The sequence below is a fragment of the Labrys sp. ALF-8 genome (assembly GCF_059699065.1).
The window spans coordinates 1,912,474-1,932,481 of sequence record NZ_AP048537.1 but is presented as its reverse complement, the minus strand read 5'-3'; the positions used below and the strand labels follow the sequence as shown (position 1 = coordinate 1,932,481).

18 protein-coding genes are annotated in these 20,008 nt (G+C 64.5%); 17 read left to right on the top strand and 1 reads right to left on the bottom strand.

Annotated features, from left to right (window positions below):
- Positions 1-23: 23 nt before the first annotated feature.
- The 7 genes from AC6H34_RS08870 (at position 24) to AC6H34_RS08840 (ending at position 7,911) form a co-directional block, all read left to right on the top strand.
- On the top strand, positions 24-1,598 hold the full coding sequence (locus AC6H34_RS08870; protein ID WP_497538538.1) for a cbb3-type cytochrome c oxidase subunit I: 1,575 nt from the start codon (positions 24-26) through the stop codon (positions 1,596-1,598).
- Positions 1,595-2,215 carry a cbb3-type cytochrome c oxidase subunit II gene (locus tag AC6H34_RS08865; protein WP_497538537.1) on the top strand — a complete coding sequence of 207 codons (621 nt, stop codon included), beginning with the start codon at positions 1,595-1,597 and terminating at the stop codon, positions 2,213-2,215. Before AC6H34_RS08870 ends, AC6H34_RS08865 begins: the two co-directional genes overlap by 4 nt.
- Entirely contained in the window at positions 2,212-3,459 is a 1,248-nt protein-coding gene (locus tag AC6H34_RS08860; RefSeq protein ID WP_497538536.1) for a c-type cytochrome, read from the top strand. The genes AC6H34_RS08865 and AC6H34_RS08860 overlap by 4 nt, the downstream gene beginning before the upstream one ends.
- Positions 3,456-4,490 carry a c-type cytochrome gene (locus AC6H34_RS08855; RefSeq protein WP_497538535.1) on the top strand — a complete coding sequence of 345 codons (1,035 nt, stop codon included), beginning with the start codon at positions 3,456-3,458 and terminating at the stop codon, positions 4,488-4,490. Before AC6H34_RS08860 ends, AC6H34_RS08855 begins: the two co-directional genes overlap by 4 nt.
- 5 nt (positions 4,491-4,495) lie before the next feature.
- A complete protein-coding gene (locus tag AC6H34_RS08850) occupies positions 4,496-6,646 on the top strand; it encodes a heavy metal translocating P-type ATPase (RefSeq protein WP_497538534.1) in 2,151 nt (716 codons plus the stop codon).
- A gap of 74 nt (positions 6,647-6,720) precedes the next feature.
- Positions 6,721-6,852, top strand: a complete 132-nt coding sequence (locus AC6H34_RS08845; protein ID WP_497538533.1) for a hypothetical protein — start codon at positions 6,721-6,723, stop codon at positions 6,850-6,852.
- 177 nt (positions 6,853-7,029) lie between these two features.
- On the top strand, positions 7,030-7,911 hold the full coding sequence (locus AC6H34_RS08840) for a DMT family transporter (protein ID WP_497538532.1): 882 nt from the start codon (positions 7,030-7,032) through the stop codon (positions 7,909-7,911).
- Positions 7,912-7,948: 37 nt separating this feature from the next.
- On the opposite strand, the gene AC6H34_RS08835 is transcribed toward AC6H34_RS08840, so the two are convergent.
- Positions 7,949-9,184, bottom strand: a complete 1,236-nt coding sequence (locus AC6H34_RS08835) for an MFS transporter (RefSeq protein ID WP_497538531.1) — start codon at positions 9,182-9,184, stop codon at positions 7,949-7,951.
- 351 nt (positions 9,185-9,535) lie between these two features.
- Between AC6H34_RS08835 and AC6H34_RS08830 the strand changes: the two genes are divergently transcribed.
- From AC6H34_RS08830 to AC6H34_RS08785, 10 genes are all read left to right on the top strand, one after another.
- Entirely contained in the window at positions 9,536-10,237 is a 702-nt protein-coding gene (locus AC6H34_RS08830) for a DsbA family protein (RefSeq protein WP_497538530.1), read from the top strand.
- A 74-nt stretch (positions 10,238-10,311) separates the two neighbouring features.
- Entirely contained in the window at positions 10,312-10,890 is a 579-nt protein-coding gene (locus tag AC6H34_RS08825; RefSeq protein ID WP_497538529.1) for a TetR/AcrR family transcriptional regulator, read from the top strand.
- A gap of 14 nt (positions 10,891-10,904) precedes the next feature.
- Positions 10,905-11,225 carry a GNAT family N-acetyltransferase gene (locus tag AC6H34_RS08820; protein WP_497538528.1) on the top strand — a complete coding sequence of 107 codons (321 nt, stop codon included), beginning with the start codon at positions 10,905-10,907 and terminating at the stop codon, positions 11,223-11,225.
- 179 nt (positions 11,226-11,404) lie between these two features.
- Positions 11,405-12,340 (top strand): LysR family transcriptional regulator, encoded by a 936-nt coding sequence (locus AC6H34_RS08815; protein ID WP_497538527.1) that lies wholly within the window; start codon positions 11,405-11,407, stop codon positions 12,338-12,340.
- A 70-nt stretch (positions 12,341-12,410) separates the two neighbouring features.
- Positions 12,411-13,193, top strand: a complete 783-nt coding sequence (locus AC6H34_RS08810) for an enoyl-CoA hydratase (protein ID WP_497538526.1) — start codon at positions 12,411-12,413, stop codon at positions 13,191-13,193.
- Between the two features lie 304 nt (positions 13,194-13,497).
- Positions 13,498-14,655 (top strand): iron-containing alcohol dehydrogenase, encoded by a 1,158-nt coding sequence (locus tag AC6H34_RS08805; RefSeq protein WP_497538525.1) that lies wholly within the window; start codon positions 13,498-13,500, stop codon positions 14,653-14,655.
- Between the two features lie 28 nt (positions 14,656-14,683).
- A complete protein-coding gene (locus tag AC6H34_RS08800; RefSeq protein ID WP_497538524.1) occupies positions 14,684-16,186 on the top strand; it encodes a CoA-acylating methylmalonate-semialdehyde dehydrogenase in 1,503 nt (500 codons plus the stop codon).
- A gap of 13 nt (positions 16,187-16,199) precedes the next feature.
- Positions 16,200-17,291 (top strand): enoyl-CoA hydratase/isomerase family protein, encoded by a 1,092-nt coding sequence (locus tag AC6H34_RS08795; RefSeq protein WP_497538523.1) that lies wholly within the window; start codon positions 16,200-16,202, stop codon positions 17,289-17,291.
- 158 nt (positions 17,292-17,449) lie between these two features.
- Positions 17,450-18,271, top strand: a complete 822-nt coding sequence (locus AC6H34_RS08790) for an enoyl-CoA hydratase/isomerase family protein (protein WP_497538522.1) — start codon at positions 17,450-17,452, stop codon at positions 18,269-18,271.
- A 42-nt stretch (positions 18,272-18,313) separates the two neighbouring features.
- Positions 18,314-19,993, top strand: coding sequence for a long-chain-fatty-acid--CoA ligase (locus AC6H34_RS08785; RefSeq protein ID WP_497538521.1), 1,680 nt, complete (start codon positions 18,314-18,316; stop codon positions 19,991-19,993).
- The last annotated feature ends 15 nt before the right edge of the window (positions 19,994-20,008 follow it).

Sequence of the window (20,008 nt, the reverse complement as noted above, 5' to 3'; positions counted from 1 at the left end):
ACGCGAGCGGGAGGGACAAGCGCATGGTGACGATGGGGCTATTGTTGGCGTTGAGCTTCGGCGTATCGCTGCTCGCGCTCGCCTTCCTGATCTGGGCGATCAGCAACAAACAGCTCAAGCTCGACCAGGAAGATGCCAAGGTCATTTTCGCGGCCGGCGATGAGGGGCACCTCGACAGTCCCGATGCCGAGCACTCGCCTGCCAGACGCCATTATTTCGACGCCGCCACCGCCGGCATCGATCGCATTTCTACCAAGCCTGTCACCGTGCTTCTCGTCGCGGCGACCTTCTGGCTTATCGTCGGCTCGACCTTTGGCCTGATCGCCTCGCTGAAGCTGCACTGGCCCGACTGGCTTTCGGCCTATGCGCCGCTGACCTTCGGCCGCGTCCGCACCCTGCACCTCAACCTCGTCATATACGGCTGGCTCTCGCAGATGGGCGTGGCCTCGATGATCTGGATCCTGCCGCGCATCTTTCACACGCCGTTGCGCGCGCCCCGGCTGCCGATCATCGGCGCGATCCTCTGGAACATCGCCGTCTGTCTCGGGGCGCTTGCGATCGCCAACGGCTGGACCGACGGCGAGGAATGGCTGGAAATCCCCTGGCAGCTCGACATGCTGCTGGCGCTCGCCGGCGTGTTCTTCGTCGTTCCCCTCGTCAAGACGACGATCGCCCGGCAAGTGCACCACATCTATGTGTCCGGCTGGTACTTCCTGGCGGGTATTCTCTGGTTTCCCTGTCTCTTCGTCATCGCCAACATCCCCTACATCCATTCGGGCGTCGAGGAAGCCACCGTGAACTGGTGGTTCGCCCATAATGTGCTGGGGCTCTGGCTGACGCCTCTCGGGGTCGGCACGGCCTACTACTTCATTCCGAAGATCATCGGCAAGCCGATCTATTCCTATTCCGTCTCATTGCTTGGGTTCTGGGGCCTCGCGCTCTTTTACAGCCAGGTGGGCATCCATCATCTGATTGGCGGACCGGTGCCCACCTGGGTCGTGACACTCTCGATCGTCCATTCGGTGATGATGTTCATTCCGGTGATCGCGGTCGCCATCAACCAGCATGTGACGGTCGCACGCAATCTCTGGGCGCTGAAGGAGTCGCTGCCGCTGCGCTTCATCTCCTTCGGCGCGGTGATGTACACGCTTGCCTCGTTCCAGGGGTCGACGGAGGCGCTGCGCTCGATCAACACCGTCACGCATTTCACGCATTACACCGTCGGCCACGCCCATCTCGGCGCCTATGCCTTCGTGACCATCGTCATGTTCGGCGCCGCCTATCACATGCTGCCGCGCATGACAGGCCGGGCCTTTCCGTGGCCGGCGCTCATCAACGCGCATTTCTGGCTGATCGTCGTCGGTTTCGCGATCTACTTCTTCGGGCTTTCGATCGGCGGCGTGCTCCAGGGCCTGGCCATGCTCGACGCGACCCGTCCGTTCTCCGACAGCGTGACGGTCACCATCCCCTATCTGGAAGCCCGCAGCGTCGGCGGCAGCCTGATGACGCTCGGCCATATCGTCTTCGCCATCAACGTCGCCGCGATCCTTCTTCCCCGCCGGGCAACGGCAGCCGCAACGGTGGTGCCCGCAGAATGAACAAGTATCTTCCACTCTCCGTCCTGGCCCTCGGCATTCTCGCTTTCGCGACCCTCATGCTCGTCATCGCGCCCGGCATCCAGATCAGCCGGCACGACATCCCGCCGGAGCTGAAGCCCTATACTGAACAGCAGTTGCGCGGGCGCGAGGTCTACGTGTCGCTCGGCTGCGTCTACTGTCACAGCCAGCAGCCGCGCTCGCCCGACCAGGCGCCGGACGGCGTGCGCGGCTGGGGCAGGCCGGCCATCGCGGCCGACTACACCTATGACCAGCCGCATCAGCTCGGCACGATGCGCACCGGCCCGGACCTCCTCAATGTCGGCGCGCGCCTTCCTTCGCGCGATTGGCATCTGACCCATCTCTATCAGCCGCGTGCCATTTTCGGGTGGAGCATCATGCCGGCCTATCCCTTTCTGTTCGAGGAAAAGGACGCGGCCGCGCCCGGCGACGTCGTCGTCGCCCTGCCGTCGGAATATGCGCCCAGATCCGGCGTCGTGATCGCCAGGCAGGAAGCGCTCGACCTGACGGCTTATCTGCAATCCCTCGACCGGACATATCCCGCACCCGCCAACGCGCTGCGCGACGACGGCTACAACCGTCAGGAGGGCGCGCGATGACGGCTGACAAATCTCCCCGCAAAGACGAGGCCGGACGGCCCGACGAGAATTTCGAGCCCTACGAGCTTCACGGCAAGATGCCCTGGCCGCTGATCGCTATCGCCATCGGCCTTGGCATCTGGGGCGCGGCGACGCTGTTCGACACACGCGAGGATGTTGCGGCAGCCCGCGATGAGCGCATCGCGGAAAGCCGTCTGGCGACGGGCGCCGGCACTGAGCCGGGCTCCGCCCTCTTCGTCGCCCGCTGCTCGACATGCCACCAGGCCGATGGCATGGGCGTGCGCGGCGCTATCCCCCCGCTTGCCGGCTCCGCCTTCGTCGCGCAAGGCCCCGAGCTGGTGTCGACGATCCTGCTGCGCGGCATCGACGGACCGATCCGCGTTGGCGACCACAATTTCAACGGCCACATGCCGAGCTTCGCCAGCGTGTTGACCAATGTCGAGCTTGGTGAACTCGCGACCTATGTGGCACACCGCTTCGGCAAGTCCTCCGAGACGATGGAAGCGGCGGCCGTCGCGAAGCTTCGCGGCGCTGTCGCGGACAAGGGCAGCTTCAAGGGCGGGGCCGAGATCGCCTCCGCCACCGGCATTGCTTTCGGCAGCCAGCCGCCTTTCGTGGCGCAAACCGCCGTCTCGCTGAGCGCGGAGGTGTCCGCGTTGATCTTCACAGGGCGCGGAGAGCAATGGGCCTGCGCGAGCTGTCACGGCGATCTCGGCCAGGGCAAGGAAAACGTCCCGCGTCTTGCGGGCCTTCCCGCCGATTACATCGTCAAGCAAATCGACGATTTCCATAGCGGACGTCGCCAGAACGAATCCATGAAGATCGTCGTGGCGTCGCTGACCGACGAAGAGAAGCGCCAGCTCGGCGAATACTATGCCGGCCTGCGCGTACCTTCGAACGCCAAACCGGAACTCGGCGGCGATCTCGCGCGCGGCGAGGCGTTGGCGCTGCATGGCGACTGGAGCCGCAACGTGCCAGCCTGCTTTTCCTGTCACGGACCATCCGGCTTCGGCGTCTCGCCGGAGTTTCCCGCGCTCGCCGCCCAGCATGCCTCCTACACGGCAAGCCAGCTCGCCGCCTGGATCGGCGGACAGCGCAACAATTCCTCACTCGACCTGATGGGACGGATTTCCCGCGCGCTCTCCGATGCCGATCGCAGGGCGGTCGCAGACTATCTCGCCTCGCTTCCCCCCGTTCCGGCAGGAGAAGACGCACAGATTGCAAAGATCGGAGAACGGCCATGACGGAGCCAGCAGAAAGCGTCAGTGCAAAACCCGCCGATCCCGAGAAGGGACGCATCGCGAAAATGTGGATCCATTCCGCCGGAGCGGGTCTGATCGTCGCCGCGCTCGGCGCACTCGCCTATGAGAGTGGTTTCATTCCGGGGCGACACGCGGCGGAGGATAAGGCTGGCCACGCGACCGCCGGCTTCTTCCAGCCTCCGACCGACGACCAGATCCCGAACGATCAGTTCGGTGCCGCTGTCCGACGCGGTCAGGCGATCTTCATGAACACATCGACCAACGCCTCGCAATATGTCGGCAATGGCCTGTCCTGTTCGAACTGCCATCTCGGCGCCGGCCGCCAGCCCTTCTCGGCGCCGATGTGGGCCGCCTGGGTGCAGTACCCGAAATACCGGTCGAAGAATAAGCAGATCAACACAATGGAAGACCGTGTCCAGGGCTGCTTCACTTTCTCGATGAATGCCCAGCACTCGGTCAAGGGCGGCCCGCCGCCGCATGGCGACGACATCTATCGCGACCTCGAAAGCTATTTCTTCTGGCTGGCCACTAACGCGCCGACGAACAAGGAGCTAGAAGGCGTCGGCTTCGGCAAGGTCGCCAAGACGGAGCTCGGTTACTCCCCAGAACGCGGCGCGCAGGTGTTCGCGGCCAATTGCGCCGTCTGCCATGGCGGTGACGGACAGGGCCAAAAGGATATCAACGGGCGCTATGTCTTCCCGCCGCTCTGGGGCGCCAGTTCCTACAATTGGGGTGCCGGCATGGCGCGCATCGATACTGCGGCCGCTTTCATCAAGCACAACATGCCGTTGTCGCAGCCCGGTCGGCTGACCGATCAGGACGCCTGGGACGTCGCCGCCTACATCAACAGCTTCGAGCGCCCGAAGGATGCGAGACAGAAGGGCAAGACAATCGAGGAAACGCGCAAGCAGTATCATGATGGCGATCAGATCTACTACGGTCAGACCGTCAACGGCGTGCTACTCGGCGTCGGCACGCCGGATCCCGAGCGCCCGGTCGGCGCCGTGGACTGAGCGCCTTGCGCCGGCTGTTCGGCATCAGCGGCATGGCCTGTGGCGGCTGCGCGCGCGGTCTGGAACGGCAGATCAGCCGGCTTGAAGGGGTCCGCGCCGTCGGGGTGCATCACCTGACCGCGTCGATGCTGGTCGATTGGAACGCGGAGCGGCTCTCCGTTGACGCCATTGCTGCTGCCGTCTCCCGCGCCGGCTACAGGCTGATCGACCGCCACCGGCCCGAAGAGCTCTCGGCGATCCTCACAGCCGATATCAGCCGTCTGTCGCTGCGCCTTGCCGTCGCCGTCATGTCGGGGATGTGGTCGATGGCGCTTGCCGTCGTGCTCTATGTCTCCGTTCTCGATCCGGACGTCGCGTGGTGGATCGCGCTCAGCTCCGGTCTGCTGGCCCTGCCGGTGGTCGTCTGGGCCGGAGCCGGCATCTTCTGGATGGCCGTGCGATCGATTGGCCTGCGCGCGCCGGGCATGGACCTGATGATCGCGCTCGGCGCCGGCGGCGCCTTCCTTCTTTCGATCGTGTCGCTCGCGTCGGGTTCCTCGCATGTGTATTTCGACACAGCGACGATGCTGATCACACTCCTGCTCGTCGGTCGGCTCGTCGATCTCCTGACACGCCGCAGCGCGATCGATGCCCTGAAGGCGCTCGAGGATGCTTCCATCGAAACGGTCATCCGGCGGACCGCCTCCGGCGACGATCTCATGGCGAGCAACAACATCGCAATCGGTGACCTCGTTCTCGTCGATGCGGGCTCGACCGTCGGCGTAGACGGTATCGTTCGGGAAGGAAGCAGTCTCATTAACCGGTCGGTCCTAACCGGGGAAAGTCGCGCCATCTCCGTTGGCATCGGGCAGCGCGTCGAGGCAGGGTCGGTCAATCTGCAACGCCGCATCGTCGTCTCGGTGGATCGCGCCTTTGGCGATCGCGACCTCGACCGCATGGGCGGAGCGATCGCGTTGGAGCTCGCGCAACGCGGTACGGCGGCGTCGCGAGCCGATCGGATGGCCTCGGTACTGAGCTGGATCATCCCGGCCCTCGCGATGGCGACGATCGCCGGCGCGACAATTGTCGGCGTGGCCGCGTCGGACGCCATCATCAGAGGCCTGACCGTGCTCGCCGCCGCCTGCCCCTGCGCCTTGTCTATCGCCTCACCCCTTGCACAGGCGCGCGCTGCCGGCATTGCGGCAAAGCTCGGCTTGCGCCTGCGCGATCCCATCGCTTTCGAGGCGCTCGCCCGGCCGGCGACTGCCATCTTCGACAAGACAGGCACGCTCACCACCGGTCGCCCCTCGGTGGTTTCGGTCGATGCCGCGCCCGGATGGACAGAAGATGGCGTGCTGCGGCTGGCGGCGCTCGCCGAAACCGGCATCGACCATCCACTGGCGCGCGCGATTGTCGAGCGGCATGGCCGGGAGGAAGGAGATGGGGGGACCCGCCATGAGCGAGGCGCCGAAGCCGATGATGCCGAGGGGCACCGCATCGTCTTGCATGGAGCGGAACGAGACGATGGCCTCACGACGCTTGCCGTGCAGCGCGACGGCATCGTCATCGGTACGATCGGTCTCACCGACACGGCGACGGCGGAGGCACGTAGCACCGTGGCTCGCCTTCAGAAGGCGGGCATCACCGTTTGGATCGCGTCCGGTGACGCCGCAGGTCCGACGCTACGGGTCGCGGACGCACTCGGCATTCCAGCCGGCCGGGTCCGCCATGGCTGCACGCCGATCGAGAAGGCCGAACTCGTCAAAGCCGAACCCGGACCCGTCCTGTTCGTCGGCGATGGGGTCAACGATGCGCCGGCGCTGGCCGCAGCCGATTGCGGGATCTCCGTTTCGGGCGCCCATAGTGCCGCTGCCCAGACGGCAGATGTCGTCATCGTTCAGGGCGGCATCGGCCGGCTCCTTTCCGCGGTCGGTCTTTCACGGCACACGGTCTCCATCACCCGGCAAAATCTCGGCCTTGCTGTCATCTACAATATGGTGGCCATTCCCTTTGCTATGACCGGCTTGCTTTCACCGTCCATGGCCGCACTCGCCATGCTCGCCAGTTCCGGCTCCGTTGCGCTCAATAGCCTGCGGCTTACGGAATTGCCGACAGCGGCCGCACCCGGACGAGGCGTGCCGTGGCTCGAAGAGGTCGGTGAAGCAGCGGCGCGCTGATCGATATTCGATCCGCAGCCGCCGGCATTTGTCTTGGGGGTTGGTCGTCGGCTCGCCTCTTGCAGGAACGGCTGTTGTCCGAACAGATGTCGAAGGCGCGCACCATGAAAATCCGAGAAAACCGCGGGCGATCTGGTAAATTGGTGGTGCCGATTCTCACGGCCCGCCGCTGCGCCTCTGGCGAGCGCCCCGCCGATATTCTTTAACCAGTTTCAAGTCGATCGGGCTGATCGACGGAAGGATTCTCATGCCTGCGATCAAGATTGTCTACGGCCGGAAACACAGACTGCTTGCCGCATGCTATGAGCAAATAGCAGGACAGGATGATGGCCGCCCCATCTCCGACACAACCGGTTCGGTCCTTTGCCGGGACCGCTGAGCGAATGTTGAACCTGCTCTCCAATCGTTCGATCGGTCTGCTTGGCCTTGCCGTCACCACTCTCGGCTGGGCGCTGAACTGGCCCCTGATGAAAATCCTGCTCGAGGACTGGCCGCCTCTCTTCGCACGCGGCCTGGCCGGGGTCATCTCTGCGATCCTTCTCGGCCTGATCGCTCTCGGACGCCGCCAGTCGCTCGCGGTCCCTCGTGGAAGCTATCCGAGGCTCGTCCTGGCCTCCTTCACCAATGTCTTCGCCTGGATGGGGTTCAGCACGATGGCGATGCGGTTCGTCACCGTCGGCCAAGGGGCCCTGATCGTCTACACGATGCCGATCTGGACGACGCTGCTCGCCTGGCCGATCCTCAGGAGGCGCCCGTCCATCCGCGATATTGCGTCCCTGGTCCTCGGCATGGCGGGTGTCGGACTGCTGCTTGCCGGAGACGGCTTCGGTCTCGATGCGGGCAAGCTCATCGGCGTTGCTCTGGCTCTCGCAGCCGCGGTGCTGTTCGCGCTCGGATCGGTCGTCAATGACGCGCCTTTGCCGATCCCCGCACTGGTCTCGGTCGCCTGGCAGGTCGGGCTTGGTTGCCTCGCCATGCTGATTTTGGGAATCGTGTTCGAACATCCTGACTATGGAGCGCTTTCAGCCGCTGGCCTTGCCAGCTTCGTCTATATGGTGCTCGTGCCGATGGGCGTCTGTTATCTCGCCTGGTTTGAGGCGCTTCGGCGGCTTCCGCCCGTCGCCGCTTCGACCGGTATGTTGCTGGTGCCTGCGTTCGCCATCGTCGCGGCTGCGATCATCCTCGGCGAACCTCTCGGCCTCCGGCAAGTATCGGCGATTGCGCTCACGCTTGCGGGCGTCGCGCTGGCCATGAGGAAGGCTTGAGGCGGCTGGCAGCGGCCAATCCGCCAGCAAAGATTTATCAACGTCGGCCGCTCGCAAGCTTGATGGATGCTGGCGACCTGCGCAGTCTGAGCATCGCCCAGGCTCCGATGAACGGACCGGGTGCCAGCAGCGCGAAAGACCATTGCCAGCTTCCCATCCACGCGGCGACGTGCGGCATTAGCCAGATGATGAGCACGGTCAGGGCGAAGCCGAGCCCCATCTGCAGCGACAATGCGGTTCCGACGAAGTCCCTGTCCGAAAGCTCGGTGACGGCAGCCGAGAAGAGCGGGGAATCGCCTACGACCGCCACGCCCCAAACGACGGCGACAAGGACGATGAGCCAGACAGGGCCGGAAAAGACGAAGCCGATCAGCAAGGCACAGAGTCCGGAGACGATCATGAACCCCGCGGTTGTCGCCGTGCGCCCGAAACGATCCGATAAAAGGCCGCCCGCCACGCAGCCGACGAGACCGGCAGCGATCGCGATGAAAGTGAAGAGGGACGCCGTGTGCGTCGGCAGCATGCCGTCGGTCGCAGAGCGCATGAAAATCAGCAGCCACGCCCACATGGCGTAGAGTTCCCACATATGGCCGAAATAGCCGATGTTCACGAGCAGCAGATCCCGGTCGCGCAGCACGAGGCCGATCTGCCGTGGGTCGAGCACCGCCTTGCCGAACGGATAAGGCCCTTCGCGGGCAAACAGCAGGAATAAGAGGCCCGCCGCAAGCGAGGCCAGGCTCGAAAAACCGACGACGAGCTGCCAGTCGATATGCTCGGCGAAAGTTCGGAAGAGGTGCGGCATTGACGAACCCAGCGTCAGCGCGCCGACCACCGCGCCGAGCGCCAGGCCCCTATTGCGCACGAACCAGGTCGAGACGAGTTTCATCGCCGGCGGATAGACGGCCGCAAGGGCCATGCCGGTCGCAAAGCGGCAAAGGATGGCGCCGACCGGACCGGGTTCGAGGAGGAGGATCGCATTCACGCCCGACGCCAGGATCGCCGCGCTCGCCATGAGCCGGTTGAGGCGGACGATATCGGGCAGGTTGACGAGGCTAGCAAGCAGCGCGCCGGTCACGAAGCCGATCTGCACGCCATTCGTCAGCCAGGCGACCGCGCTGTCCGACAGGCGCCATGCCTCCTTGAGCTCCGGCGTCACCGCCGTTGCCGAGAACCATGTCGTCATGGAGAGCACGACGGACACGCACAGGATGGCAAGAACCGGCCAGGGATCGCAGGCTGCCGGCCGGTCAGCGGTGCTCGCTACGGTCTGCACAGGGTCCGTCTTTGCGCAGGCACCGATAAGGACGGTCGCCGTCCCGCTCGTGCAGATGGTACGCGCCGCGTTGAAAGCGCTGGTGAGGATCGTGCTCGTTCGTTCATCTCATGCGCCTCGCTGACCGTGGCTGCGCTGACGATCTGATCTACGACGCCGCCAAACCGGCCCTTCTGCATTTCCGTCTCCTGACCTCGATCGAGTTCTGTTGACTCTTTCCATCTATTAATCTACTAGTTGGATGGGAGTTGCGCAAGGCAGGTTTGAGACGTCACCGATCGAGCAAGGCCCTCCGGAACAAACGATGATCGCTGCCGCCGATGTGCCCCGATCGCACCCAAGGAGAATTTCATGCGGGCAGAGCTCCTCTACATCACCGACACCTATTGCATCTGGTGCTACGGCTTCGGAGCCGCCATCGAGCGTGTCGCGGCCGACTACGCCGACCGGGTCGACATCAAGGTGATGAACGGCGGAATGATCCCGTCCGATGTGCCGCTGCCGGATCTCTTTCGTCCCTATCCCGACGTGACCGGGTTGCATGCCCGCGTGACGTCGATGTCCGGCTTGGCCTTCGGAAGGGCCTATCTCGACGAAATCGGAAACATCAAGGCGTCGAAGCTGATCCTCAACTCGACGGTCCCGGCGCGTGCGGCGCTGGCGCTCAAGTCGCTCGGCGTCGAGGATCAGCTTGCCGTCTTCAAGGCCATTCAGCGCGCCTATTACGACGAAGGCCGCGATCTCCAGAACCTTTCGACCTACGAGTCCGTCGCGACGGCATTCGGTGTCGACTTCGCGGCCTTCAAGGAACAGTTCGAAACGCCGGACGTCGCAAGAGCGCTGGTCGAGGAATACCGGTTCGTCGAGAGGCTTGGCGTCAGGGGTTTTCCGGCTGTCCTCCTGCGCGGCAGTGACGGACGCCTCGTCATGATCGCCCAGGGCTTCCTGCCGTTCGACAATCTCAGCGCCAATCTGGAGCAGGCGCTTCGACAGCACGCGCCGGCAGGCCAGTCGACCGGGCAAAGCTGCACGCTCGACGGCGTGTGCACCTGAAGCCAGTTCGCGCATGCCTGGGCGGACATCGGTTGCCGCCCGACGGCCGACTTATACCGAGAGAGAAAATGCTCATGGTTGATATGCGATCCACAGTCCTCTCCGAAGCGGAAAAGCTGATCCGCACCTGCGGTTACGCGGGCTTTAGCTATGCAGACATCGCCGCCACCATCGGCATCACCAAAGCCAGCATTCATCATTACTTTCCGACCAAGGAAAAGCTCGTCGCGACGGCGATCGAGGTCTACCGGGCACGCTATGCCGAAGCCTTCGATCAGATCGAGGCCGGTCACTCGCATGCGCTCGACCGTATCGACGCCTATGGTCGGCTTTATCTCGCCGGCCTCGACCAGGACCTCGGCTGCCTTTGCGCGGCGCTCGCCATCGAGCGGGATACATTGTCGGAAGGGCTGCGCGAAGCGACGGCGACCTTCTTCAAGGACCATCTGGACTGGCTGGAGCGCACCTACGTTGACGGCCTTTCGAAGGGACAGGTCTCCGACCATCTCGAAGCGGCGCATGCGGCGAAGCTGATCCTGTCGATGCTCGAAGGCGCGCTTCTGATCGAGCGCGTGCTGGACAAGCGCGACGGCTTCGAAGCCAGCCTGGGCGCGCTTCGCAACACATTGTCCTGCGTGTGCAGCCGCCGATGAGGAGTTCGACGTCGATGACCGGGAAGGACATACGTGAAGAGCTGGCGACCGGCCGGTTCGTGCTGGAACTGGACGGAGGAACCGTCTTCGCCGACTGCGAGCGAAAAGCCGGTCTCATCGCGATCCATTACGTCTATGCGCCGCCGGTTCTGCGAGGAACGGGAGCGGCGGATCGACTGATGACGGGTATCGCGGCGCAGGCGCGCGACGAAGGAGCCCGGATTGTCGGTCATTGCCGCTACGCCGACGCCTGGCTGCGTCAGAGCTCGGAATATCGCGACCTGCTGGTCGACCTTTCGTCGAGCGATATGGAGGACATCGCTCAGGGCCGTTGATCGGCAGCCGTCGGCCGCTTCGCTGCGGCGCACGACCCGGCGGGCTGGGAGGCGATCCGGGAAACTGAACTGGCACGGGGCGAGCAGGAACTGCCCCGCGCTCAACAGAAAGGCGCGATGAAGCGCCGGGCGGCGACAGCCGCGTGACGGCCGCGCATCGGGGATTTGGGAGGATCCGCATGTATGACTGGAACGACCTACGCTTCTTCCTTGCGGTCGCCCGCGCCGGAACGATCTCCGGCGCCGGCAAACTCACCAACACCGATCACGCCACGGCCAGCCGTCGGATCACCGCGCTGGAATCAGCGCTGAACACGCAGTTGTTCGTCCGCAATGCACGCGGCTACAGCCTCACCCGGCAGGGCGAAAACCTTCTCGCCGTCGCGTCGCGCGTCGAGGCGGAAGCGGCGAAGGTCAAGGACCAACTTGGAGAACCGTCGCAGACGCTCAGCGGAACGATCCGTGTGACGGCCCTCGAAGGGATCGGAAACTTCTTCCTGGCACCGCGCCTCAGTGCCTTTGCCGCCCGGCACAAGCATCTTTGCCTCGAACTTCTGACCATTCAGCAGATCGTCGCGATCTCGCGGCGCGAGACTGACATCATCGTCACCCTGTCTGCGCCCAATTCCAAACGCTTCCTTCAGGAGCAACTGACGGATTATCGGCTGTTCGTGTATGGCTCGAAGTCCTATCTCGCCAGCAAGCCCGACATCAGAACAGCCGAGGATCTGCTAGACCACCCGTTCGCCGGTTATGTCGACGAGCTGATCTTCACGCGCGAGCTCAACTATCTGTCCGAATTGCACAAGGGCCTGAAGGCGCGGCTGCAATATTCCAGCCTGCACGGGCAAATGCAGGCGGCATGCTCCGGTTATGGGCTCTGCGTCCTTCCGGCCTTCATTGCGCGTCAGAAGCCCGAACTGGTCGCGGTCCTGCCTGACAGGCTTTCGCTGCACCGAACCTACTGGATGATCGTCCACGAGGACATCGCGTCGAGCGCCTCGGTCAGCTCCGCCATGGAATTCATGCGCAGCGAGGTCCGGACGTCCCGGTCCCTGTTCATGGGCGAGGATGCCGCGGAGGCGAAAGACCAGCCGATGCCGAAATGCGCATAGCCCCGATCAACAGGACGGCCAAAGCGGCCGGTCTGTTCAAAACCCAATCCAACCAGGGAGAGAAGCGGAAATGACCCATGCAGACTATGAAACCATCCTCGTCGAAAAGCGCGACCGCGTCGGGCTGATCACGCTCAACCGGCCGAAGGCGCTCAATGCCCTGAACGAGGCGTTGTCTGAGGAAATCCTTGCCGCCGTGACCGCCTTCGAAGCGGACGACTCGGTCGGCGCCATGGTGATCTGCGGATCGGAGAAGGCTTTCGCGGCCGGCGCTGACATCAAGGAGATGCAGGAGAAATCCTTCGTCGACATGTATGGCGGCGATTACTTCGGGGCCTGGGACAAGGTGGCGCGCGCCAGAAAGCCGATCATCGCCGCCGTCCGCGGCTTTGCGCTCGGCGGCGGATGCGAGCTCGCGATGCTCTGCGACTTCATCATTTGCGGCGAAGGCGCCAAGTTCGGCCAGCCGGAAATCAAGCTCGGCATTCTTCCCGGCATCGGCGGGTCGCAGCGCCTGACCAAGCTCGTCGGCAAATCGCTCGCCATGGACTTGGTTCTGACCGGTCGCATGATCGAGGCGGCGGAAGCCAAGCAGGCCGGTCTCGTCGCGCGCGTCGTGGCCGATGATGCCGTGCTCGACACCGCCATGGAAGCCGCAACGATGATTGCCGGCTACAACCTGCCTTCCGTGATGATGGCGAAGGAAGCCGTCAACACGGCGCTGGAATTGCCGCTTGCCGACGGCATCCGCCTTGAGCGCCGCCTGTTCCAGGCCGCCTTCGCGACGGAAGGCCAGAAAGAAGGCATGGACGCCTTCCTCAACAAGCGGACGGCTGCCTTCAACGGCCGCTGATAGGAGGCCCGTCCCGGGTGGCCGCCATCGCGGCCGCCCGGCGAGAGACCGAGACCGGGCAGTCGGCATCGACAAGCGGTCGCACGCGATGCCGCGCCTTTGCTCCATCCCGAAAGTCGTTCGGGATGGGCGTGAAAAGTATTGCTCAAATATACTTAGTAATATCGTGCTGAATAGTAAGTACATCTGTTCTTTGTTGCACAAAACCTGCGCGTAATTGCGTGTATAATTACATATTTTGCAGTGCTATTCAAAAACAAGAAGCCGGGAGAGCTTCAGCGAATTTCAAGGGAGGTATTATCATATGCCCGCAATCTCATTGCCGCGCGCTCTGCGGATCGGAGCAGGCACGACGTCGGAACTGCCGGCGGCACTCGCCCAGCTCGGCCTGAAGGCGCCCGCCATTATCACCGACGACTATCTCATGAAGAGCGGTGGCGCCGATCGCATCGCGGCCACGCTTGCCGCGAAGGGCATGACCGCACGGATCTTTTCCGGCGTGGTGCCGGACCCGACGACGAGCTCGGTGAACGCTGCCCTGGAATTCGTCAATGAGGGCCAGCACGATTGCGTCGTCGGTTTCGGCGGCGGCAGCTCGATCGACACCGCCAAGGCGGTCGCCGTCCTGGTCGCACGCGGCGGCACGATGCGCGCGCTCAAGGCGCCACATCAGGAAGACGCGCCAGGCCTGCCGATCGTCGCGATTCCGACCACAGCCGGCACCGGATCGGAAGCGACGCGCTTCACGATCATCACCGACGACGAGAACGACGAGAAGATGCTGTGCGCCGGCATGGCCTACATGCCGGTGCTCGCGATCGTCGACTACGAACTGACGATGACGGCGCCGCGGCGCCTGACGGCCGATACCGGCATCGATGCCCTGACGCACGCGATCGAGGCCTACGTCTCTCGCCTTGCCAATCCCTTCTCCGATTCCATGGCGATTGCCGCGATGCGCGCCATCTGGCCCAATCTGCGACGGGTCTATGCGGCTCCGGACGACCGGCCGGCTCGAGAGGCGATGATGATCGGGTCTCTTCAGGCCGGTATCGCCTTCTCCAATTCGTCCGTAGCACTTGTGCATGGCATGAGCCGGCCGATCGGCGCGCATTTCCACGTCGCGCACGGGCTGTCCAACGCGATGCTGCTGCCGGTCGTCACCGCATGGTCGGCACCGTCCGCCGAGAGGCGTTACGCCGAATGCGCCCGCGCCATGGGGATCGCCACGCCAGAGGAAGGCGATCAGAGCGCGGTCGCGCGCCTAGTCGAAGCGCTGCGCGAGGTCAACCGGGACCTTGCCGTGCCGAGCCCGAAGACGTTCGGCATCGACGAGGCCCGCTGGAACGACCTGATGCCGGTCATGGCCGAGCAGGCGCTCGCATCCGGATCGCCTGGCAACAATCCCCGCGTTCCCGACGCCGACACGATCCAGACCCTTTATCGCCAGGCCTGGGCCTGAAGTCTTTTCGAACCTGAAAGTTGTTGCCATGACCGTTTCCAATCTCATCGATCACGTCATCTCCGGCCGCCAGCCGGCCGAGCCGCGTAATGTCTCGGATGTCTTCAATCCGGCGACCGGCGATGTCACCGGCAGGCTTGCGCTCGGCAGCGCGCTCGACGTCGACATGGCCGTCTCCGCCGCAGCCGCCGCCTTTCCGGCCTGGGCCGCGACGCCGCCGCATGTCCGCGCCCGCGTCATGTTCCGCTTCCGCGATCTCGTCGACCGCAACCTCGACCGGCTGGCGGCCATCATCACCGCCGAGCACGGCAAGGTCCTGTCCGATGCCAAGGGCGAGGTGATCCGCGGCCTCGAAGTCGTCGAGTTCGCCTGCGGCATCCCGCAGGTGCTTAAAGGCGAGTTCTCCGAGCAGGTCGGCAATTCGATCGATGCCGTGTCCTTCCGCCAGCCGCTCGGCGTCGTCGCCGGCATCACTCCCTTCAATTTCCCGGCCATGGTGCCGATGTGGATGTTCCCCGTCGCGATCGCCTGCGGCAATGCCTTCATTCTCAAACCGTCCGAGCGCGATCCGAGCCTTGCCAACGAGCTCGCGAAGCTGCTCGACGAGGCGGGCCTGCCCAAGGGCATCTTCCAGGTCGTGCATGGCGGCAAGGAGGTCGTCGACGCGCTGCTCGACCATCCGCAGATCGAGGCCATCTCTTTCGTCGGCTCCACCCCGATCGCCGAATATGTCCACCAGCGCGGCACGGCGGCCGCCAAGCGGGTCCAGGCGCTGGGCGGCGCCAAGAACCACATGATCGTCATGCCAGATGCCGACATGGACAAAGCGGTCGACGCCCTGATGGGCGCCGCTTACGGCTCGGCCGGCGAACGCTGCATGGCGATATCTGTCGCCGTGCCGGTGGGAGAAGCGACCGCCGATGCGCTGATCGAAAAACTGGCGCCGCGCGTGCGCACGCTGAAGATCGGACCCGGCACCGATCCCGAGGCCGAGATGGGACCGCTCGTCACCCGGCAGCATGCGGACAAGGTGCTGGGCTATATCGACACCGGCGTATCAGAAGGCGCGGACCTCGTCGTCGACGGGCGCGGCCTCAACATCCAGGGTTACGAGAAGGGCTTCTTCGTGGGCGGCACGCTGTTCGACCGCGTCACCCCCGACATGCGCATCTACAAGGAAGAAATCTTCGGGCCGGTCCTGTCGGTCGTTCGCAGCCAGAGCTTCGACGATGCCCTGAAGCTCGTGAACGATCACGAGTTCGGAAACGGCACTGCGCTCTTCACCCGCGACGGCGACACGGCCCAGGCCTTCCTCGGCAATGTGCGCGCGGGAATGGTCGGGATCAACGTTCCGATCCCCGTTCCCATGGCCTTCCACTCCTTCGGCGGCTGGAAGCGCTCGCTGTTCGGCGATCACCACATGCATGGTCCGGAAGGGGTCCGATTCTACACCCGCCTCAAGACCGGAACGGTGCGCTGGCCGAAGGGCATTCGCGCCGGCGCCGAGTTCGTCATGCCGACGCTGAAGTAGGGGGTGGCCCGCCATGTCTGCCTTGCTGCTCGATGACCATGTCGTCACCGCGACCGAAGGACGGCTGGGGCTCATCACCCTCAACCGGCCCAAGGCCCTCAACGCCATCGACCTGGAGATGGTCAGACGCATCTGCGCCATCGTCGAGCGCTGGGAATTCGATGCGGACATCGACGCCATCCTCTTGCGCAGCGCCATCCCGCGCGCCTTCTGCTCCGGCGGCGACGTGCGCTCGATCGGCATTCTCAAGGATCCCGCCGAGCGCGTCGACCTCGGCCGGGACTTCTTCGGGACGGAATTTATTCTCAATCGGCGCATCAACCGCCTTCGAAAGCCCTTCATCTCGCTGATCGGCGGGATTGCCATGGGCGGCGGTCTCGGCCTGTCTGTCCACGGTTCGCATCGCGTCGTCAGCGAGGATGTCCGCATGGCGATGCCGGAAACGATGATCGGCTATTTTCCGGACATCGGCGCGACATGGTTCCTCAACCGCTGCCCGGGGCATCTCGGCCGCTACCTCGCCCTTTCCGGCGCCCATATCAACGCTGCCGACGCCCTCTATTCCGGGCTTGCGACGCATCAGGTCCCGTCGGCCTCCTTCGAGGCCCTGACACAGGATCTCGCCGCCGCCTCGCATCTCGATGCGCCTCGCGCGGACGCAATCATCATGCGGCATTCCGCGACCTTCGACGGCGGCGTCCTTGCCGGCCGCATGCCGGCGATCGATCGGATCTTCGGCGATGACGATCTCGACGCCGTTGTCGATGCGCTCCAGCGCGAGGCCGGCGACGAGCCCTGGATCGCCGATGCGCTGGCCACACTGCGCCGCGCCGCGCCGACCAGCCTGCGCGCCACATGGCGGCGGATGGTCGAAGGCAAGGACCAACCCGTCGAAACGATCCTGATCGACGACTACCGGATGGCATTGCGCATGGTCGCGCGCCGGGACTTTGCCGAGGGCATTCGCGCCGTCCTCGTCGACAAGGATCAGTCGCCCGCCTGGCAGCCGGCGACGCTGGAAGAGGTGAGCGAGGCCGACATCGACAAATTGCTTCTGCCACTCTCTCCCGCGTCCCGTGGAGAGCCTTACGACCTGACGTTCTAGCAAGAGGAGAGGATGGCCGCTTCGACAGCAACACAAGAAATCTGGCCTGTCATTCGTCCGCGATCATCGTGTTTGGGAGACACGACGACAAGGGCGGACATGAACAAGGCTCAAGATGTCATCGACTGAACAGCGAAAAACCTAATCGGGAGGAACCTATGAACGATCCTGTTGTAACCTTCGAAATCCGTGGCAGCGCCGCCTGGGTCACGATCAACCGGGCCAAGAAGCTCAACGCTCTGTCTTCCGAGGTGGTCACCACGATGACCAACCTCATCCGCGAGCTTGAAGCCAACGACGAGGTCCGCGTCATCGTCCTGACCGGAGCCGGCAACAACTTCTCGGTCGGCTACGACATTTCCGAGGAAGTCGAGGCGGGGATCGAACGCGCCGAGGACTGGCATGGCGCACTGACCCGGAATGTCGGCCTGTCCATGACCGTCTGGTCGGTCACCAAGCCCACCATCGCCGCCGTCGACGGCTGGTGCCTGGCGGGCGCCTGCGAGCTGGCCATGGCCTGCGACATGATCGTCGCCACCGACCGGGCGCAGTTCGGCGAGCCGGAGATCCGCTTCGGTTCGGGTCCTGTCACGCTGCTGATGCCTTTCCTGATCGGCCAGAAGAAGACCAACGAACTGCTCCTGACCGGCGACGTCGTGACGGCTGAGGAAGCCCAGCGCATCGGCATGATCAACCACGTCACGACCCCGGACGAGTTGCAGGCCCATGTCGATCGCCTCGCCGAGCGCATCGCGGTGACGCCCGCCATCACGCTCAAGCTCACCAAGATCGCGCTGACCCGTGCCTATGAGGCCATGGGCCTGCGCAACGCCGTCAACGTCAATCTCGACCTCGCAGCGACGCTCAACGCCGCATACTCACCGGAGAAGGCCGAGTTCGGCAAGCGCGTCAAGGACGAGGGGCTGCGGGCCGCGCTGAACTGGCGGGACTCCCGGTACGGAAAGCTGGAGGCGAAGTGAGCGAATAACCGGATCATCCGCCAGGCGGAAGGGAGGAATGACATGCTTTCAACAATGCAGGGAGGTCAGCTCGGAGTACCGTTGCTTCTGCGGCATATGCAGCGGGTCGTGGGACGCTCGCGCGTGTACGCGCCGGACAATGCCGACGGAACGAGCTTCGCCATGCTGGCCGAACGGGCCGGGCGTCTCGCAGACGCCCTGACGAAACTCGGTGTTGCGCCCGACGCCGTCGTCGGCACGCTCTGCGGTTCGACGGAGGCCCATATCGAGGCATATCTCGGCATACCGGGATCGGGCCGCGTCTTGCACACGATCAATGTGCGCCTGCACGACAACCAGATCGAATACGTGGTCAACCATGCTGGCGACCAGGCCGTCATCGTCGACATCGTCTATCTGGACAGCGTGCTACGCGGTCTCGATCGCTGCCCGAACGTCAAATGGGTCATCGTGACCGGGGCCGCCGGCGGCGACCTGCCGGACGTCGCCGGGTGCCGCCTGTGTTCCTACGACAGCCTTCTGGCTGCCGCCGAACCAAGAACCGAATGGCCCGATCTCGACGAGAACAGGGCAGCCGTCATCTGCTACACCGGCGGCACGACGGGCATGCCCAAAGGCGTTGCCTACAGCCATCGTTCCCTATGGCTCCAGGCGGCGTCGCTGTGCGCTGCCAACTCGCTCGCCATCGGTTCCTCGACGCGCGTGCTTCCGGCCGTGCCGCTCTATCATGTCAACGGATGGGGCATTCCCTATGCCGCGCTCATGGCCGGCGCCGACGTCATTCTGCCGAGCAAGTCTCTGCAGGCGAAGGACCTGCTGGCGCTCATCGACCGCCATGAGCCTAACCTTGCCGCCGGCGTCCCGACGATCTGGTCGGACGTGCTGGAGGAACTGCGCGTCCGCGGCCGTACCTCGCTCGGATCGGTGCGGTCGATAAGCTGCGGCGGCGCGCAGGTGCCCTCCGTCCTTGCCCAGGCCTATGCCGGCATGGGGGTCGAGATATTCCAGGCCTGGGGAATGACCGAGACCTCCTCGATGTCGGCGATCGCCAGGATTCCGCCCTGGGCGATCAGCGAAAGGGAGCGCGAGCATTATCGCACCAAGCAGGGACGCGTCGTCTGCGGCCTTGAGGCCCGCGTCGTCGAGATCGGCGGCGGCGAGCTCGCCCGCGACGGTAAAACCGTCGGCGAGATCCAGATCCGCGGCCCCTGGGTGACGGCGAGCTATCTCGGCAGCGACGACCGCGAGAATTTCGACGATGGCTGGCTGCGGACCGGCGACCTCGGCACCATCGACGCGGACGGTCACCTCTCGCTCTCCGACAGGGCGAAGGACGCGATCAAGTCGGGAGGCGAGTGGATCCCGTCGCTCAGCCTTGAGGAGAAGATCCTCGCGCACCCCGCCATCGAGGAGGTCGCGGTCGTGGCCGTCGAGGACCCACGCTGGCAGGAAAGGCCCGCCGCCATCGTGGTCCTGAAGATCGGCGTGACGGTCACCGGGGACGAACTTTCCGGCTGGCTCGAAAACCATGTGCCGCGCTGGTGGCTGCCGAAGCTGTGGGCCGTCGCGAGCCAGTTGCCGCGCACCTCCGTCGGCAAGATCGACAAGAAGCTCATCCGCCAGATGATCGGCGAAGGCGCGTTCGTAAGCGTCGAGCCACCGAAGAAAAAGGCGTCAAGCAGATCGCCGCGCTCGGCGCCCAAGGCGCTGGCGGCGCGATAGGCGGCATCCCGCCGC

Excerpts from the sequence above, each read along its gene's own strand:
- AC6H34_RS08830 (WP_497538530.1), top strand. The coding sequence starts at position 9,536 with ATGCGGGCAGAGCTCCTCTACATCACCGACACCTATTGCATCTGGTGC.
- AC6H34_RS08825 (WP_497538529.1), top strand. The coding sequence starts at position 10,312 with ATGGTTGATATGCGATCCACAGTCCTCTCCGAAGCGGAAAAGCTGATC.
- AC6H34_RS08785 (WP_497538521.1), top strand. The coding sequence starts at position 18,314 with ATGCTTTCAACAATGCAGGGAGGTCAGCTCGGAGTACCGTTGCTTCTG.
- AC6H34_RS08810 (WP_497538526.1), top strand. The coding sequence starts at position 12,411 with ATGACCCATGCAGACTATGAAACCATCCTCGTCGAAAAGCGCGACCGC.
- AC6H34_RS08860 (WP_497538536.1), top strand. The coding sequence starts at position 2,212 with ATGACGGCTGACAAATCTCCCCGCAAAGACGAGGCCGGACGGCCCGAC.
- AC6H34_RS08790 (WP_497538522.1), top strand. The coding sequence starts at position 17,450 with ATGAACGATCCTGTTGTAACCTTCGAAATCCGTGGCAGCGCCGCCTGG.
- AC6H34_RS08820 (WP_497538528.1), top strand. The coding sequence starts at position 10,905 with ATGACCGGGAAGGACATACGTGAAGAGCTGGCGACCGGCCGGTTCGTG.
- AC6H34_RS08795 (WP_497538523.1), top strand. The coding sequence starts at position 16,200 with ATGTCTGCCTTGCTGCTCGATGACCATGTCGTCACCGCGACCGAAGGA.
- AC6H34_RS08840 (WP_497538532.1), top strand. The coding sequence starts at position 7,030 with ATGTTGAACCTGCTCTCCAATCGTTCGATCGGTCTGCTTGGCCTTGCC.
- AC6H34_RS08815 (WP_497538527.1), top strand. The coding sequence starts at position 11,405 with ATGTATGACTGGAACGACCTACGCTTCTTCCTTGCGGTCGCCCGCGCC.
- AC6H34_RS08800 (WP_497538524.1), top strand. The coding sequence starts at position 14,684 with ATGACCGTTTCCAATCTCATCGATCACGTCATCTCCGGCCGCCAGCCG.
- AC6H34_RS08805 (WP_497538525.1), top strand. The coding sequence starts at position 13,498 with ATGCCCGCAATCTCATTGCCGCGCGCTCTGCGGATCGGAGCAGGCACG.
- AC6H34_RS08870 (WP_497538538.1), top strand. The coding sequence starts at position 24 with ATGGTGACGATGGGGCTATTGTTGGCGTTGAGCTTCGGCGTATCGCTG.
- AC6H34_RS08865 (WP_497538537.1), top strand. The coding sequence starts at position 1,595 with ATGAACAAGTATCTTCCACTCTCCGTCCTGGCCCTCGGCATTCTCGCT.
- AC6H34_RS08855 (WP_497538535.1), top strand. The coding sequence starts at position 3,456 with ATGACGGAGCCAGCAGAAAGCGTCAGTGCAAAACCCGCCGATCCCGAG.